At 42.6% G+C, this 16,661-nt stretch carries 14 protein-coding genes; 10 read left to right on the top strand and 4 right to left on the bottom strand.

The window, feature by feature from the left end:
* Positions 1 to 156 precede the first annotated feature (156 nt).
* The 8 genes from PBT90_RS04980 to PBT90_RS04945 all read left to right on the top strand — a co-directional run bounded on the left by PBT90_RS04980 (position 157) and on the right by PBT90_RS04945 (position 10,844).
* Entirely contained in the window at positions 157 to 3,129 is a 2,973-nt protein-coding gene (locus PBT90_RS04980) for a SusC/RagA family TonB-linked outer membrane protein (protein WP_270131858.1), read from the top strand.
* Between the two features lie 12 nt (positions 3,130 to 3,141).
* Entirely contained in the window at positions 3,142 to 4,521 is a 1,380-nt protein-coding gene (locus PBT90_RS04975; protein WP_264809294.1) for a RagB/SusD family nutrient uptake outer membrane protein, read from the top strand.
* Positions 4,522 to 4,672: 151 nt separating this feature from the next.
* The gene (locus PBT90_RS04970; RefSeq protein WP_264809293.1) at positions 4,673 to 5,173 is read left to right on the top strand and encodes a GreA/GreB family elongation factor; all 501 of its coding nucleotides are present in this window, start codon (positions 4,673 to 4,675) and stop codon (positions 5,171 to 5,173) included.
* A 59-nt stretch (positions 5,174 to 5,232) separates the two neighbouring features.
* Entirely contained in the window at positions 5,233 to 5,595 is a 363-nt protein-coding gene (locus tag PBT90_RS04965; protein ID WP_264809292.1) for a hypothetical protein, read from the top strand.
* A gap of 63 nt (positions 5,596 to 5,658) precedes the next feature.
* Positions 5,659 to 6,240: a Crp/Fnr family transcriptional regulator gene (locus tag PBT90_RS04960; RefSeq protein ID WP_264809291.1), complete on the top strand. Its 582-nt coding sequence runs from the start codon at positions 5,659 to 5,661 to the stop codon at positions 6,238 to 6,240.
* A gap of 63 nt (positions 6,241 to 6,303) precedes the next feature.
* Positions 6,304 to 6,660, top strand: coding sequence for a DUF4260 domain-containing protein (locus PBT90_RS04955; protein WP_264809290.1), 357 nt, complete (start codon positions 6,304 to 6,306; stop codon positions 6,658 to 6,660).
* A 112-nt stretch (positions 6,661 to 6,772) separates the two neighbouring features.
* Complete coding sequence (locus PBT90_RS04950; protein WP_264809289.1) at positions 6,773 to 7,918, top strand: ATP-binding protein; 1,146 nt, start codon at positions 6,773 to 6,775, stop codon at positions 7,916 to 7,918.
* Between the two features lie 295 nt (positions 7,919 to 8,213).
* Positions 8,214 to 10,844 (top strand): valine--tRNA ligase, encoded by a 2,631-nt coding sequence (locus PBT90_RS04945; protein WP_264811513.1) that lies wholly within the window; start codon positions 8,214 to 8,216, stop codon positions 10,842 to 10,844.
* A 94-nt stretch (positions 10,845 to 10,938) separates the two neighbouring features.
* Here the strand turns inward: PBT90_RS04945 and PBT90_RS04940 are convergent, their stop codons facing one another.
* Together PBT90_RS04940 and PBT90_RS04935 are read right to left on the bottom strand one after the other, a co-directional pair.
* Entirely contained in the window at positions 10,939 to 11,118 is a 180-nt protein-coding gene (locus PBT90_RS04940) for a histone H1 (RefSeq protein ID WP_264809288.1), read from the bottom strand.
* Positions 11,119 to 11,376: 258 nt separating this feature from the next.
* Positions 11,377 to 12,477, bottom strand: a complete 1,101-nt coding sequence (locus tag PBT90_RS04935) for a Gfo/Idh/MocA family protein (RefSeq protein WP_264809287.1) — start codon at positions 12,475 to 12,477, stop codon at positions 11,377 to 11,379.
* Between the two features lie 195 nt (positions 12,478 to 12,672).
* On the opposite strand from PBT90_RS04935, the gene PBT90_RS04930 reads away from it, so the two are divergent.
* The gene (locus PBT90_RS04930) at positions 12,673 to 13,134 is read left to right on the top strand and encodes a GlcG/HbpS family heme-binding protein (protein ID WP_270131855.1); all 462 of its coding nucleotides are present in this window, start codon (positions 12,673 to 12,675) and stop codon (positions 13,132 to 13,134) included.
* A gap of 104 nt (positions 13,135 to 13,238) precedes the next feature.
* A complete protein-coding gene (locus PBT90_RS04925; RefSeq protein ID WP_264809286.1) occupies positions 13,239 to 13,820 on the top strand; it encodes a YceI family protein in 582 nt (193 codons plus the stop codon).
* A gap of 224 nt (positions 13,821 to 14,044) precedes the next feature.
* Here PBT90_RS04925 and PBT90_RS04920 read toward each other — a convergent pair whose 3' ends face one another.
* The gene (locus PBT90_RS04920; RefSeq protein WP_264809285.1) at positions 14,045 to 14,908 is read right to left on the bottom strand and encodes a sugar phosphate isomerase/epimerase family protein; all 864 of its coding nucleotides are present in this window, start codon (positions 14,906 to 14,908) and stop codon (positions 14,045 to 14,047) included.
* Between the two features lie 57 nt (positions 14,909 to 14,965).
* A complete protein-coding gene (locus PBT90_RS04915) occupies positions 14,966 to 16,660 on the bottom strand; it encodes a GMC oxidoreductase (protein ID WP_264809284.1) in 1,695 nt (564 codons plus the stop codon).
* Position 16,661: the final 1 nt, after the last annotated feature.

Below are 16,661 nucleotides of genomic sequence, written 5' to 3'. Positions count from 1 at the left end.
TTTTATGATCATCAATTCCTTACCCCTTGAAAACTATCCATCAAACTAATATTTACCCACTGATAAACATTTAAAAAAAATAGAACTGTATGTAGATGAACATTTGAAGAAATTTTTATAAATTTTAAAGGATTAATACACTTTAACCATAATCAAATGATAAAAAAACATTTACTCATAATACTTTTGCTAGTATGCATAGCAGGAGTCTCATGGGCACAAAGCTCCGTAACAGGTAATGTGTCCGATGAAAGAACTGGAGAACCCCTGATTGGAGCCACTATTCTAATTAAAGGGACAACTACCGGCGCAGTTACTGACCTGGATGGAAACTTCACCTTAGTACTCAATGGCACCGAAGGGGTAGAGCTTATTTTCTCTTCTATCGGGTATTCTAGCAAAACTATCAGCCTATCTCCCAACCAAACCGAGGTCAATGTTCAACTGAGCGAGGATGCCACAAACCTGGAAGAAGTGGTAGTTACTGGCTTGGCATCATCGGTCAAACGGAGTAATCTGGCCAATTCCGTGGGGACTGTTTCTGCTAGGGATTTGACTGGAACCACCACTATCCAAACTACAGATGGTGCATTATATGGCAAAGTAGCAGGAGCTACTATACGATCTAACGGGGGTGCTCCCGGAGGAGGGATGTCTATCCAATTACGTGGAATTTCGAGCCTGATAGGTGCATCACAGCCACTAATTATTGTGGATGGCGTCTATATCAATAATTCCTTTCAAAATACAGGCCGAGCAGCAGTATCAGGAGCCGGGGGGTCAAATCAGGACGACGGCTCCAATAGATTGGCAGATCTAAATCCTGCGGATATTGAAAACATCGAAGTTCTTAAAGGTCCCTCAGCTGCCGCCATCTATGGTACCAGAGCCAATGCTGGAGTTATCATCATCACCACCAAAAGAGGTAAAGAAGGCAGGACTACCGTATCCCTTTCTCAAGATGTAGGCTTTGCTACTCCCCTCAGATTGCTTGGTGTAGATGATTGGAGTGAGGAAAAAATCAACTTCTTTTTCCCAGAGGCCCGAAGACCTATAGAACTTGAACGATTTAGAGAAGCACAGGCTACAAATACCTTTATAGATTATGAAGATTACTTCTACAACAATGAAGCACTTCTGCTTAATACTAGAATCAATGTTACCGGAGGTGACGAAAGGACAAAATTCTTTGTTTCTGGCAATATCACCTCTGAGGATGGCACCATAAAAAATACGGGATTTGACAGATATTCTATTAGAGCAAACATTGACCATAAGATCACGAACTCAATCAAGTTAGGCGTTAGCTCAAACTATATTAATTCTAAAACTGAGAGAGGGTTTACTGGGAATCAGAACAACTCAGGAGCAAGTATTGGATACAGTATCTCTTATGTCCCTAATTATTTTGATTTAAGAAGAAATGAAGATGGCACATACCCAATCAACCCTTACTTTTCAGAGAATCCGGTAGCAGTGACTGATTTTGGCGAAAACAGTTCTGATGTGAATCGTTTTATCCAAGCTTTTACTTTGGATTTTGATCTACTTAAGACTGACAAGCACTACTTGGTCGCAAATATTTCTGGAGGCTTGGACTTTTTGCAAAATTCCACGCAAGTTTATCTGCCTGAGTTTTTGCAATTCCAAAGTGCACAAGCTAATCCTGGAGACATTTTGATAGGAAGACAGGAAAGTTTTAACACGAACTTTCAAGCTGCTTTGGTTTACAACTGGAATCTAGGTCGGGTGAACATGAATTCTCAAGCCGGAATGGTCAGATTGGACTTTAAAAACCAATCACTCTTCAATAGAGGCCGAGGACTAGTCCCTGGACAAACCAATTTACAACAAGCTGCAGTACAGCAAATCAGCAGTCAATTTAATAGTGAAGTACAGGAAGCTGGCGTTTTCTTACAGCAGGAAATGAATTTTGAAGATAAAATTGTGGGAACATTAGGAGTAAGATGGGACAAGTCAAGTTTGAATGGTGATCCCAATAAATTCTACACCTTCCCCCGAGCTTCATTAGCTGTAAATATTGCAAATTTTGACTTTTGGAATAGTGCTACCTTAACTTCCTTAAAACCTAGAATAGCCTATGGAGAAACCGCAGGACCTGTCCAATTCGGAGCTACATTCACTCCATTGGCAGGCACCAATATCGGAGGGCTATTAGGCTCGGAAGTCTCCACACAAATAGGCAATACTTCCATCAGGCCCGAAACCGCTTCCGAACTTGAATTTGGAGTGGATGCTGGCTTCTGGAACGGAAGAATGAGTATAGAAGCCACTTACTACATTAAAAACACCCAAAACAATATCCAAAACCTTAATCTAGCCCCATCAACCGGGGTAAACACCACCCCAAGTAATGAAGCAGAATTATCCAACAAGGGAGTAGAATTAGGTCTTTCTGGAACAGTTATACAAAAAAGTAATATCAAGTGGTTCTCAAGGGTTTTATTCTGGAAAAACGAAATTGAAATGACCCGATTGGGAATACCGACTTATATATCTGGCGGTTTTGGATCCGGCTTAGGTACTTTCCTATATGCAGAAGGTTATTCACCCACTACCATAGTAGGCACACCTGCTGACCCTTCAGTGCCCGGAGGTTTTACGATCTGGGGCAATGCCCAACCAGATTTCAACCTTTCATTCTTTAACTCTTTGGACATCTTCAAAGGGCTACAGTTTTCTTTCTTGATAGATTGGCGAAAAGGCGGCTCTAACATCAACCTGTCATCCTTCCTAAGCGATGGAGGGGGAACCACCGAAGGTTGGTTTGACGATGACAATGGAGATGGAGTACCGAATGGTAGACAGCGCGAACCAGAACCTTACAATAATGCAGGCCGATGGGTACAAGATGCAAGTTTTGTAAAAGTGAGAGAAATAGGATTGTATTATACCATTCCTAGAGAAACCATTGCAGGTTGGTTTGGATCGACAGTCCAAAACATCAAAATCGGTTCTTCGGTAAACAATGCATTTCTATTTACAGACTATGAAGGGTACGATCCGGAAACCTCCACATTTGGAGCTCAATCTGTAGCTAACAACGTGGATATCGCTCCATACCCTACGTCCCGAAGAGTTTTCTTCCACCTAACTATTGACTTCTAAATAGGCCACATCATGAAAAATATAGCTATAAAATTCACCAAGATCATGATTGCAGCTGCCATACTTACCAGCTGTAATCCATTCGAAGTAGATGAAATACAAGATCCCAATAACCCTTCCGTAGGTAGCGTGAGCAATAATGCTTCACCGGAACAAATCCAATTTTTGATCACCGGCCTCGAAGCTCGTCACAGGAGCTATGTAAGCAACGTAGTGAGAGCCTGGGGAACTTTTGGTCGAGAAATATGGAATCTCAATGCTTCTGACCCTAGATTCCAAACAGATTGGCTGGGACAAAATGGGAGAGTTCCGGACAGGTCTTACTTTGGCTTTGGAAATACAGGAGGCGGTTCGTGGGCTTCACCCTATCAAGCCATCAAGCAGGCAGATGTATTAATCGTGGCAGGTGAAAATACTGAAAACATCTCTGCAGAGGCAAAAAGTGCGGTTGTGGGATTTGCTAAAACAATCCAGGGCTACCAATTTATGATTCCAGCCAATTGGGTTTATTCTAATGGTATCCGTATTGATGTTAAAGACCCCTTAAACCCAGGCCCATTTGTATCCTATCCTGAGGCTCTGGACGCAATCAAAGCTATTTTGGATGAAGGGGATGCAGCACTGCAGGCTGCGGGTTCAGGAGATTTCCCGTTCACACTTACCAGTGGATTTGATAATTTCAACACCATCACCTCGCTGCGACAAGTTAACCGGGCAATTTTAGCAAGATTAAATGCGTATAGGCAAGATTGGCAGGGAGTATTATCCGCACTAGACGCGTCGTTTATCAGTTTAAACGGTGACTTGAATGCTGGACCAGCCCACCCGTATGGTGCTGCACCTGATGTTTTCAACCCCATCTACTACTTACCTAACGCCGCAGTTAACACCATCATAGTCGTTCATCCTTCTATGCTGGATGATGCTACTCCAGGAGATAAACGAGTTGAGGAAAAGTTCTTTGAGCGAGATCAGCCCGTGGTAGTAACCACAGATGCTGGAGCATTGACAGGAAACTATCAGGATGGTAGATGGGAGTCTAACACGGACCCAATTCCTTTTATTCGCAACGAAGAACTAATACTTCTAAAAGCAGAAGCTCATGCGCAATTGGATCAAAGCTCAGAAGCAGTAGCGGCCATCAACATAATTCGAAACGCAGCAGGAATCGGAAACTATACCGGTGGTACTAGTAAAGAGGAGCTGATCGATGAGATTCTTTACCAAAGAAGATACTCCTTATGGGCAGAACCATGGGGGCACCGATGGATTGACGCCAGAAGATATGGACGTTTGGATGAAATCGATACTTCTTATGATTCAGGAACCATCTTCACAGAATTCCCACATCCACAAGCTGAGTTGAGTTGGGATGAATATGTGGGAGATTAATTCCTAAATGATAATTATAAAAGGAAGCTGTTATTGGCTTCCTTTTTTTACTTAAAACTAAGTTTAACCCAATTTTGCTTAGTGGACTTAGTTTGATTGAAACTTAATCATACCTAAGAGCCTTATTAAAGATTAAACCAACAAAAACCACATGAGTAGAGGATTTGTCAAAGAAGAAGATCAGGAAGAAACTCCTTTGGTTCCGCCGAGAGCAGATTTGCCAAGTGGCAGCACTAATTTTGTCACAGAAGTGGGAATGGAGGAATTACGGGCTGAAAAACAAGCTCTCCTCGATGAAAAAAGTAAGATAAACGCAGCCACAGAACAAGAGAAACGCATAGTTTCCAATTTTATCACTGCGAAAATCAAATTATTGGAAGAGCGAATTGCTACTGCTAAAATCGTATCACTAGATGATCAACCCAAACATGAAATACGGTTTGGAGCCACAGTGAAACTAAAGATTGCTAAAAACTCAAAGCTAATGACTTATCAACTGGTGGGAGTGGATGAAGCGGATATTTCAAAGAATAAAATCTCCTCTATTTCCCCAATTGCCAGGATATTAATCGGGAAGAAGGTAGGTGAAGAAACTATCTTAAAGTTGGCGAAAGAAGATAGAGTTTTTAAAGTGATGGAGATCAAGTATTGACCAAAAATTAGTAGTTTGACAGAAAAGTGAGTTTTCGAATTTCGAAAAAGATAGATTTTATGAAAAAGGCATTAATTATAGCAGTTGCTTTGATACTCGTCAGCAATATACTCTCCGGATTCATAAATTTATTCACGAAAGGTATAATTGCAACTTATCATTATCAGAGTGAAAATGCCGAATTTAAATTCACAGTTATCCCTGCGAAAGGCAGGGGTGTTGATATGATGGAAGGCCATTTTACAAGCTTCAAAGCTTCAAATCCTGATTATAAAGATCTGAAACTGTATAGAACTTTTAATAAAAACCTCATTGAATTTTGGAACTGGTATGCTTTCCTAACAGATGCTAAGTATCAATATGAATATCGGGATGAAATAGATTTAAAACCTGGAAAAGTAACATCTGGAAGCTACAAGTGAAACAGGCTAAAACAGGACGTCAATGAATAGTTTGAAGTATTTTAAGGCATTTTCATTCCACCAATGACAGCATTAGAAAACAATCTTATCAGCTACTTTGGTGTGATGCCAGAAGAGAGTTTGCAGGCTATCAGCTCGCGCTTTCACCCGGAAACGCTAAAAAAGGGAGATTATTTTTTAAAGGCAGGAAAGCCTTGCGACAAGCTCAGTTTTGTGAAATCAGGGCTTTTGAGAGTTTATAAGCAAACGGAGGACAAGGAAGTCACCCAGTGGATTTCTACTCCTGGTTATTTTGTGGCAGATCTTTCCAGTTTGCTTTTTGACACCCCGGCACGCTGGACCATTGAAGCCTTGACGGATGCTGAGCTTTATACCATCAGCGGAGAAAATTATAAGTCCATCGGAAATGTAGTTCCCAATTGGCATGAGTTGGAAAAGCTATTTATCGCCAAATGCTTTACCTTTTTGGAAGACCGGGTTTTCACCCACCTTTCCATGACTGCCGAAGAACGGTATTTGCATTTCTTTGAGTACAATAAGGAACTGTTTAACCAAGTTCCGCTCCAATACATCGCCTCCATGCTTGGCATGACACCGGAAACTTTCAGCAGAATCAGAAACAAACAACTCAGCTCAACTTCTTGATATTAATCAAGAGCGCTCTCCCTTCTACTTCCCAATTTTGCCTCAACACTAAATCACTGAACAATGAGGAACTTATTAAAATTGGAAGAAGCTGCACTATTCCTACTCAGCATTTATCTTTTCAGCACTTTAGACTTTGCCTGGTGGTGGTTTCCAGCACTCTTATTGGTCCCCGACATAGGAATGATCGGGTATTTATTTAATCCGAAAATTGGAGCTATCATTTATAATCTATTCCATCACCGGTTAGTGGCTGCCGTTGTCGCATGCTATGGATTGGTATTTGAAAATGAGTATTGGATCCTAGCTGGGCTTATCTTATTTGCGCACATTTCTTTGGATAGAATGATGGGCTATGGTTTGAAATTCAACGATAGTTTTCACCATACGCATCTGGGAAAAATAGGAAAAAAGAGATGAAATCAGGGGTTAACATAAGAAAACTCAAATCCAACTAACTCATTTTCAGATAATTATTTTGATTAAACACTATTTTATGTAAATTAGGAATCTAATTCCAAATTTACATAAAATGGATTATTTTGATCGACATATAAAAGACAAGGCTCTATCACTATTAAGTAAATCCCCCTTATTAGCTATTACTGGCCCCCGTCAATCCGGAAAAACCACTTTCGCCAAAAGATTGAGACCAGATTTTACTTATGTAAATCTGGAATTGCCTGAAGCAAGGAATTTTGCTAAATCTGACCCTCTGGCTTTTCTCAGATCTTATCAAAATGGAGTTATTTTGGATGAAGTTCAGTGGGTACCAGAGTTATTCTCCTATTTACAGGTATTGACTGACGAAAGAAATATACCGGGAGAATATATACTTACCGGGTCTCAAAATTTCCTCCTTTCTAATCAAATCACCCAATCCCTAGCTGGACGGGTGGCTATGTTGAACTTACTTCCATTTTCAAAGGCAGAATTAACCCCTCATATCCAACTGCAATCATGGGAAGAACTGACTGTAAATGGTGGATATCCTAGAAAATATCAGTTTGACATCTCTCCAAACGACTACTATCCCAATTACATCCAAACTTACATCGAGCGTGACGTAAGGCAGATTCTAAATGTGATGGATTTGGGTAATTTTCAAAAGTTTCTCCAATTGCTAGCAGGAAGAGTTGGTCAGATCTTCAATCAAAGCAATTTCTCAAATGAACTGGGAATCGATCAGAAAACCGTAAATGCTTGGCTTTCCGTACTGGAAACATCCTTTATTGCATTTAGACTTCCTTCCTATTATCGCAATTTCAACAAGCGGATTTTGAAATCACCGAAAGTGTATTTTTATGACACCGGTGTACTGTGCAGCCTATTGGGGATCAAGCGTGCAGAAGATTTGAATGTACATTATGCCCGGGGTTCCTTATTTGAAAACTTAGTCATTTTGGAACTCATGAAAAAAGAACTCAATTCTGGAAGTATTCCAACCATGTACTACTGGCGTGACAGCAATCAAAACGAAGTGGATCTTTTGCAAGAAACAAACGGGATATTGACGGCTATAGAAATCAAATCTTCGGAAACTTATCATTCAGATTTTCTCAAAGGTTTGAAATACTTCCAAAAAATAGCCCCTGAAAGTGCAGTGAAGCTCATCTACGCAGGAAGTCTAAACCAAGAACGAGAAGGCATACAAATCAGTAATTTTCAAAATTTATAAATCAAGAACTCTCAATACTTAAGGAAACTCAGCTTCTGAAGAAGAAGGGCAGCATTAAAATTGTGTACTCTGCGTAATCCTCCGCGGCCTTTGCGGTAAAATAATAATGCCCTGCTTCTGGAGAAGCAGGGCAACAAAGACCATGGCAAAAGAATAATATGTTTTATAGGTCAAAATAATGAATTGCGACCTCCGCGAAACCTCAGTGACCTCCGTAGTTAAAAAAGGATTCCACAATCATGCCTCCAAAATTGGCTTTTTCCCTATTTTTGCCCCTCTAAATACAAATCCGATTATGTCTATTGCCAGCAAATACGATCCAGCAGCTACCGAAGCCAAGTGGTATGCCTACTGGATGGAGCACAAGCTTTTTTCATCGAAAGTAGATCCTAACAAGGAACCTTATGTGATTACCATGCCTCCACCAAACGTCACAGGCGTCTTGCACATGGGCCATATGCTGAACAATACCATTCAGGATGTATTAATCCGTCGGGCTAGAATGCAAGGCAAAAATGCGCTATGGGTTCCTGGAACTGATCATGCTTCGATCGCTACCGAGACCAAAGTGGTAAACTTGCTGAAGGAACAGGGAATCGATAAAAAGTCCCTTACCCGTGAGAAATTCCTGGATCATGCCTGGGAGTGGAAAGAAAAATACGGTGGAATTATCCTGGATCAACTTAAGAAGTTGGGCGCTTCCTGTGATTGGGATCGTACGGCTTTTACGATGGATGCAGGCTTGAGCGATGCGGTAATTTCTGTTTTTGTGGATTTGCACCAAAAAGGGAAAATCTATCGCGGTATCCGTATGGTCAACTGGGATCCCAAAGGCAAAACAGCCCTATCCGATGACGAGGTAATTACAAAGGAAATCGCTTCCAAACTCTATTACATCAAGTATCAGATCGAAGGAACGGGGAATGAATTCCTGACCATCGCTACTACGCGCCCTGAGACTATCATGGCAGATGTGGCTATCTGTGTCAATCCAAATGACCCTAGATTTACCCATCTGAAAGGCAAGAAAGCTATCGTTCCGCTGATCAACAAAGCCATCCCAATCATCGAAGATGAGTACGTGGACATGGAGTTTGGTACAGGCTGTCTGAAAGTAACTCCCGCTCACGACATCAATGATTACGAACTAGGATTAAAGCATAAACTGGAGGTGATCGACATCCTGAATGATGACGGAACGCTGAATGAAAAAGCTCAGATTTTGGTCGGTGAAGATCGTTTTGTCGCTAGAAAAATGATCGGCAAAAAGCTAAAGGAAATCGATCAGTTGGAGAAAATAGAAGATTACAAATCCAACGTAGGTCACTCCGAAAGAACGGATGCGGTGATTGAGCCAAAGCTTTCTTTGCAGTGGTTCCTGAAAATGGATGAGATCACCAAACCAGCTCAAAAGGCCGTGATGGAGGATATCATCCAATTGTATCCGCCGAAATTCAAGAACATGTATCGTGCGTGGATGGACAATGTACGGGACTGGTGTATCTCCCGCCAACTGTGGTGGGGACATAGAATCCCAGCTTATCACCTTCCAAACGGTGAATTTGTAGTTGCTAAAACTGCCGAGGAAGCCTTGCAACTTGCCAATGAGCAATTTGACGGTACGTTTACTCTGGCTGATTTAAAGCAAGACGAAGATGTTTTGGATACTTGGTTTAGCTCTTGGCTTTGGCCTATTTCTGTGTTTGATCCGGAAGTATTCACTACTGGCAAGCCGAATGAAGAATTGAAATATTACTACCCTACCAATGATTTGGTGACTGCGCCGGAGATTCTATTCTTCTGGGTGGCGCGTATGATCATTGCAGGCTACGAATACATGGGCGAAAAGCCGTTCAAAAATGTATACCTGACTGGGATCGTTCGAGATAAATTAGGCAGAAAGATGTCCAAATCTCTAGGTAATTCTCCCGATCCTTTGGACCTGATCGCACAAAACGGTGCTGATGGAGTACGTACAGGAATGCTCTTCTCCTCCCCTGCCGGAAATGATTTGCCTTACGATGACAAGTTGGTGGAGCAGGGAAGAAACTTTGCCAACAAAATCTGGAATGCGTTCCGACTGGTAAAAGGCTGGGAAATAGATCCGAATTTGGATGGTTCTGCAAATGCTTCCAGTATAGCATGGTTTGAAAACCGATTCAATCAGGCTCTGGAAGAAATCAATGCTCATTTCGAGAAATTCCGTATTTCAGATGCCTTGATGACCACCTACAAGTTAGTGTGGGGAGATTTCTGTTCCTGGTACCTAGAGATGATCAAACCTGAATACCAGCATCCAATTGACCAAGCGACTTATGACAAGACTATTGCGCTTTTCGAAGACATCCTGAAAATCCTACATCCATTCATGCCGTTTATCTCCGAAGAGCTCTGGCACCAGATCAAAGAGCGATCTCCGGAGGAATCCTTGATTTTGGCATCTTGGCCAACTGAAAAAGGATTTGACAGCAAGATCATCGAGGAAGCGAACCAGGTTTTCGAGGTAGTTTCCCAGGTTAGAAACCTTCGTGCATCCAAAGGATTATCGCCGAAAGAAGCCTTTGATCTGACCGTCAAAACCGAAAACCAAGGTATCTATGAAAGATTTAGCGCCATTCTCAGTAAGCTGGCCAATCTTTCCTCACTAAGCTTTGGCCAAAAGGTAGAAAATGCAGTGAGCTTTGTGGTGAAATCCGATGAATGCTTCATCCCGATGGGAGATGCGATCAATGTGGAAGAGGAAAAAGCGAATATTCAAAAGGAGTTGGACTATACAAAAGGCTTCCTAAACTCTGTCATGAAAAAGCTCAGCAATGAGCGGTTTGTGGCTGGAGCGCCTGAAAAGGTGATAGAAATGGAGCGTAAAAAGCAGGCTGATGCCGAAGCCAAAATTAAGGTATTGGAAGAAAGTCTGGCGAAACTCTAGCTTGCAATCCCCTTTTTAAAAATTGAGGATATGGCCAAAAAAAAGCCCCGGAAGAATTTCTCTCCCGGGGCTTTTCATTTCAACGCTGCTAATATTACTTAGCTTCGTTTTTGATTGCAGTTACTTCAGTTCTGATTTCCTGCGCTAGATTTTTGATAGCCTGCATGCCAGTTCTTACTCTTGTACCAGCTGCTTTGTTACCGTTTTCGTAGAATTTTGTAAAATCAGCTTCTAAAGAATCTACCAGATCTTTTACTTCTTGATATCTGCTCATAATCGTTTGTTGGTTGGTTATAAATTGTTCTTGAATACAATAAACATCATTTATGGTGCCATTGGAAGCCTTTTGGACTTTATTTTCAATTTTTAGTCGAAAAAATTAATTTTTGACCAAAAATAAGGTGAAAATGGCCTCTTCAGAGCCTCAAAGCCATTAATCCGTAGATTTTCAATCAAAACTATTTACTCAGTCTTTGGCACCTTGTCCACTCCTTTTTGGGGACACCTTAAACAGGAAAAACGAGTAGTTCGACTATATGAGTACTTTTTTCCCCGTCTCTGCGGACTTTAGAATTGCCTCTACTACCTTGATATCGCGCAGACCTTCCTCTCCTGGTACCAAGGCAGGTTTCCCATCCATGATATTTTGGGCATCATTGTCCATTTGCCATACTTGCTCCATGGGTTGTTGGAAAGGGAAATTGATTTCTCCGAGTGGGCTTGTGCCTTTATTCCCGGCATACGCAGAGAAAGGCTGCATTTCTATGGTGCCTTTTTCGCAGACTATATTTAGGAAGTTTGTGTTTTCAGCAAAGGAAGTTTTGATCTTAGCTAAAACCCCGCCAGGGAACTCCAATTCTGCCTCTACGATTTCACCCAAGCCATCCTTGTATATTTCAGGCCGCTCTGTCCAGACTTTTGCGGAGTTTACAGCTATTGGCTCCATGCCAGATCCCAGCCTGGCACCTTGAATTGAATAAACTCCCATATCATAGATTACCCCGCCTCCCATTTCTTTCTTTTGCTTCCAGTGATCAGTACGGTTTTCCCTGTATCCGGCGGCGCAGTCCAGGCTTTTGACGTCCCCTAGCAAGCCTTCATTTACGATTCGCATGTATTCCTGCGTATTGGGCTCATGCTGACATCTGTAACCAATGGAAAGCGATACTCCTGCGGCTTTGCAGGCATCGATCATAGCTTGGCAGTCATCGGCTGTCACTGCCATAGGTTTTTCACACCAGACTTGCTTACCTGCCTTGGCTGCTCGGATCACATATTCCTTGTGCATAGATGGGGGCAGCACGATGTAGATCACATCTATATCCGGATTGTCGGCAATGCTATCGAAGGTCTGGTAGTTGTAAATATTCTGGTCTGGAATCTGATACTTCGTCTTCCATACGGCAGCCTTGGATGGAGTTCCGGTCACTATTCCGGCTAGGTAACAGTTTTCTGTCTTCTGCAAGGCAGGAGCCAAAAGATCTGTGCTGTAATAGCCTAGTCCAACAAGCGCTACCCCGAGTTTATCTCGTTTAGATTTTGGAGCCGAAAAGGCACTCCATGGGGACACCAGCCCTACTCCGGTAGTCAAGGCTAAGGTTTTCAATGTGTTTCTTCTAGAAAAAGGTTTCATAGGTTTGGGTTAATGGTTAAAAACTGACTTAATTATGAATATAATGTTTTCAAATTAAGCCTCAAAAATTTGTAAGTTTCTGAACAATTAAATTCAAAATCTCATGAAATCGAGCATGACTAAAAAGTCACAGACTGGGATGACTATCATCAATGCGAGATTCCATGTGACGAATAAAAATCAAATTATAAACACATGAAAAAACTATTTCTTACCTTCCTGATTTTATGCAGCTTCGGACTTATCAGCCAAGCGCAAACCAAGCCTTATTTAACTTTAGAAGAGGCCATTAAAATAGCTGACGCTGCTCAGGCTAAATCCACCGCTGAAGGCTGGAATATGGTAATCGCCATTCTAGATGATGGTGGCCACCTGGTATCTCTTCGCAAAATGGACGGAGTACAGACCGGGAGCATAGACGTAGCCCTGGGCAAAGCAAAGACCTCTGTATTTTTCAAGAGGCCGAGCAAGGCATTTGAGGACATGATGAAAGCTGATGGAGGAGGAAGAATAAGCACCTTGCCAAATGTAGTTGCAATAGAAGGTGGCCTACCGATTTTCAAAGATGGGGTTCTGGTAGGTGCTATCGGAATCTCCGGAGCTACATCAGCTCAGGATGGCCTGGTGGCTGCTGCTGCACTGGAAGCAATGGATTGAAAATGCTATCATCCATTCAAGAGTTTCATCTACAAAACCAAACCTTCAAGGGCTTATTACGTCTAAATGAAACAATTACAAAACCCTTTAACAAACAACAACTTATGAAACTCTTTACCTCACTTCTGATTTCTGGTATCACAGCATTTAGCTTGCTTTCTGCCCCGGCTACTGTCAATACTTCTGAAAGCACCATTACTTGGACCGCAAAAAAAGTCACCGGACAGCATCATGGCAAAGTACCGATAGAAAGCGCAACCCTGGACTATGAGGGCGGTAAGATCACCGGGGGTGAATTTACCATGGATATGACTAGTCTCACGGTAGAGGACATCACTGATCCGGGTATGAACAAGAAACTATCGGATCACCTCAAGTCAGATGATTTCTTCGCTGTAGAAAAGCACAATAAAACCAAATTTGTGATCACGGAAGCCTCCAGCAGTAATGGAAAAGACTACACGATCACCGGAGATCTTACTATCAAAGGAATTACCAAACCCGTCTCATTCCCTGCGAAAGTAGAAGTAGATGGGACCAAAATAACCGCTTCGGGAAAATTGACTTTTGACAGAACGCATTACGATATCAAATTCCGCTCAGGTTCTTATTTTGAAAATTTGGCTGATAAGATGATCTATGACGATGTGGAACTGGATGTAAACCTGGTAGCTTCCACCCAGTAATAAGGGTAAGGTGACCAAAAAAAAAATGCCGTTTTGGAATTCCAAAACGGCATTTTTTTTTGATTTTAGCCTGGGTAGTAAGGGGTAAAATTCATTTCGCATAAGAAAACTAGTCAAACTATACCGGGAAGAAAACCTTAACTCGAACTGCGATTGTGTGCAGAGCGCGGTCAGAGACTGAAGTACCCTGGGATACCCAAGCAATTCCTCTGCGTCACCATAAACTAGTATGTTAGACTCTTTAGATATGCGATACTTTTGGGGAGATTTTCCAATTCTTCATCACTTTCATCTTCTATGAACATGTGCTTGATCCCTATTCTGTTTGATTCTCTTAGGATTCCCGGAATATCCAATTCCCCTGTACCCAGCACCACATCATTTTCGGGACCAGTTAATCCAGTCATGTCTTTGGGAGCACCTTTACGAAGATCTTTCAAGTGCAGGGAAACCCATCTATCCCCATATTTTTTCAGTAAAGCCACGGGGTCTGCACCGCCAAAATGCGTCCACATCACATCCATTTGGAATGAAACGTATTTGGGATCGGTATGCTCGACTATGTAATCAAACAAGGTTCCGTCACCATAAGGCTGAAATTCGTAGCCATGCACATGATACTTAAAGGTTATCCCATTCTCTGCCAGCACCTTCCCTCCTTCATTGAAAGCTTTGATGGCACGGTCGGCATTTGCTTTGGTAAAATCCCCATCATGCGGCAACCAAGCCACCATCACGTACTTCGCCCCCAAGGCTTTCACTTGATCTGCCACTTTCTGAGGATCAGCTTCTAAAGCTTCAAATCCTGTCCCTGTGGAGGGAATGCTGATTCCTCTGGCTTTGCAAAGCTTTACAAATTCAGCTGCAGACATACCCCTAGGAGCTCCGCCTTCCAGTTCTTTGAAACCCATCTGCTGTATAATATCCAAAGTGGACTCTACTCCATTGGCCCAGTGGTTACGAAAGGAATAAGACTGTACTCCGAGCGGTACCTGCAGCAGGGCATCTCCCTTTTGCTGCGCAAAAACCAATGCTGGAAATATACCGCTCAGCAAGACGGTTAGAATAATAATGTTCAGCTTTTTCATGATGAGATTATTGAGAAATTTTAGGCTTATCAAAAGGTTACCAATAGAAAACCTTGACTACAGGTTTTGTCTATTCAGTTCTTCCACCGCATAGTTAGCCGCACGTGCAGTCAAAGCCATAAAGGTCAGCGTTGGGTTTTGGGTGCTGGTACTCGTCATGCAGGCACCGTCCGTGACAAAGACATTTTTGCAGTGATGGAGTTGATTGTATTTGTTCAGCAGAGAGGTTTTAGGGTCATGTCCCATTCGCACTCCCCCCATTTCATGAATGTCCGAACCCGGATCCGAATGGCTATCCTCTACTTTAATATTGGTAAAGCCAGCTTTCTCATACATGAGTGTCTGCTGCTCCACAAAGTCTGCCACCATCTTATCGTCGTTTTCCTTCCACTCTACAGAGAGTATGATCTGTGGTATTCCATATTTATCAACTTGATCAGTACTCAGCCGCACATGATTATCCTCCACAGGCACTGTCTCTCCCTGCATCCAAGCAGACATATGCCATACCCCATACTTCTGGTTGAGGAGATTGTCCCGCAATTGATCTCCTATCATGCTGGTATCTGACCCTTGACCTCGTCCTCCTGACATGCCGATGGAGTATCCTCTGAGAAAATCAGTTTCTTGCTTAAACACATTCCGGAACCTAGGTACGTAAGCATGGCCTGGATTTCTTCCGTCATTAAATTTATCTAGAAAGCCCTCGAAACTTGCACTGCCTTTGCCACGATAGTTGTGGCAGGCCAAATATTTGCCCATCAATCCATTTTCATTTCCTATTCCTCCGGAAAATGTCGAAGATTTTGAATTGAGCAAAATGGCATTGGAGGCAATGGTAGATGCATTTACAAAGATAATTTTTGCATAAAACTCTATGGCCTCTTTGGTATTTCTATCGATGATCCTTACCCCGGTAGCCTTGCCTTTGGCATCATCATAAATGATGGATTCTACCACTGCATCGGGCCGTACGGTTAGATTTCCGGTTTTTTCTGCCCATGGCAAAGTGGAAGCATTGGCGGAAAAATACCCCCCGTACACACAGCCCCGATTACACATGGCCTGGTGCTGACATTTATTCCTTCCTTGCTGCTTGTGGATTTCCTGAGGATCGGTCAGGTGCGCACATCTGCCTTGGATCAGGTATCTATTTTCAAAATTAGAAGCGAGCTGCTCCTTGTAATAATTCTCTATGCAGCTCATCTCAAAGCCCGGCATCACTTCGGAATCAGGCAGTTCTGCCAAGCCGTCCTTATTTCCGGCGATGCCTGCAAACTTTTCTACGTGAGTGTACCAGGGCTCAAGGTCTTTATACCGTATCGGCCAATCCACCGCAAACCCATCCCGAACCGGTCCCTCGTAATCAAAATCACTCCAGCGCTGAGTAGCTCTAGCCCAAAGCAAAGATTTACCTCCTACATGGTAACCTCTAAACCAACGGAAGGGCTTTTCCTGAATGATAGGCTGCTCATCGTCTGCCAGGGCCCAATGCGCTGTTTCTGCCCTTAGCCAGCGCCCTCCTCCCAGACCAGACCTTTTTTCTAATGGAACTGCACCCCGGAATTCAAATTCCCAAGGAGCCTTGGAAGCGGTAGGGTAATCTTCTATATGCTTGACCATCCGCCCACGCTCCAACACCAATGTTTTCAATCCTTTCTCTGTCAGTTCTTTGGCAGCCCAGCCACCACTTGCACCAGACCCTATTACGATCGCGTCATAAGTTCTTTTTTCTTTTGAGTCTTGTAACATG

The organism is Algoriphagus sp. TR-M9 (genome assembly GCF_027594545.1).
Classification (GTDB): Bacteria; Bacteroidota; Bacteroidia; order Cytophagales; family Cyclobacteriaceae; genus Algoriphagus; species Algoriphagus halophytocola.
This window is presented reverse-complemented; position numbering and strand designations above follow the sequence as displayed.

Coding starts and splice junctions, on each gene's coding strand:
- PBT90_RS04980 (WP_270131858.1), top strand. CDS start 157: ATGATAAAAAAACATTTACTCATAATACTTTTGCTAGTATGCATAGCA.
- PBT90_RS04950 (WP_264809289.1), top strand. CDS start 6,773: ATGGATTATTTTGATCGACATATAAAAGACAAGGCTCTATCACTATTA.
- PBT90_RS04970 (WP_264809293.1), top strand. CDS start 4,673: ATGAGTAGAGGATTTGTCAAAGAAGAAGATCAGGAAGAAACTCCTTTG.
- PBT90_RS04920 (WP_264809285.1), bottom strand. CDS start 14,908: ATGAAAAAGCTGAACATTATTATTCTAACCGTCTTGCTGAGCGGTATA.
- PBT90_RS04935 (WP_264809287.1), bottom strand. CDS start 12,477: ATGAAACCTTTTTCTAGAAGAAACACATTGAAAACCTTAGCCTTGACT.
- PBT90_RS04960 (WP_264809291.1), top strand. CDS start 5,659: ATGACAGCATTAGAAAACAATCTTATCAGCTACTTTGGTGTGATGCCA.
- PBT90_RS04925 (WP_264809286.1), top strand. CDS start 13,239: ATGAAACTCTTTACCTCACTTCTGATTTCTGGTATCACAGCATTTAGC.
- PBT90_RS04955 (WP_264809290.1), top strand. CDS start 6,304: ATGAGGAACTTATTAAAATTGGAAGAAGCTGCACTATTCCTACTCAGC.
- PBT90_RS04930 (WP_270131855.1), top strand. CDS start 12,673: ATGAAAAAACTATTTCTTACCTTCCTGATTTTATGCAGCTTCGGACTT.
- PBT90_RS04965 (WP_264809292.1), top strand. CDS start 5,233: ATGAAAAAGGCATTAATTATAGCAGTTGCTTTGATACTCGTCAGCAAT.
- PBT90_RS04975 (WP_264809294.1), top strand. CDS start 3,142: ATGAAAAATATAGCTATAAAATTCACCAAGATCATGATTGCAGCTGCC.
- PBT90_RS04915 (WP_264809284.1), bottom strand. CDS start 16,660: ATGTTACAAGACTCAAAAGAAAAAAGAACTTATGACGCGATCGTAATA.
- PBT90_RS04940 (WP_264809288.1), bottom strand. CDS start 11,118: ATGAGCAGATATCAAGAAGTAAAAGATCTGGTAGATTCTTTAGAAGCT.
- PBT90_RS04945 (WP_264811513.1), top strand. CDS start 8,214: ATGTCTATTGCCAGCAAATACGATCCAGCAGCTACCGAAGCCAAGTGG.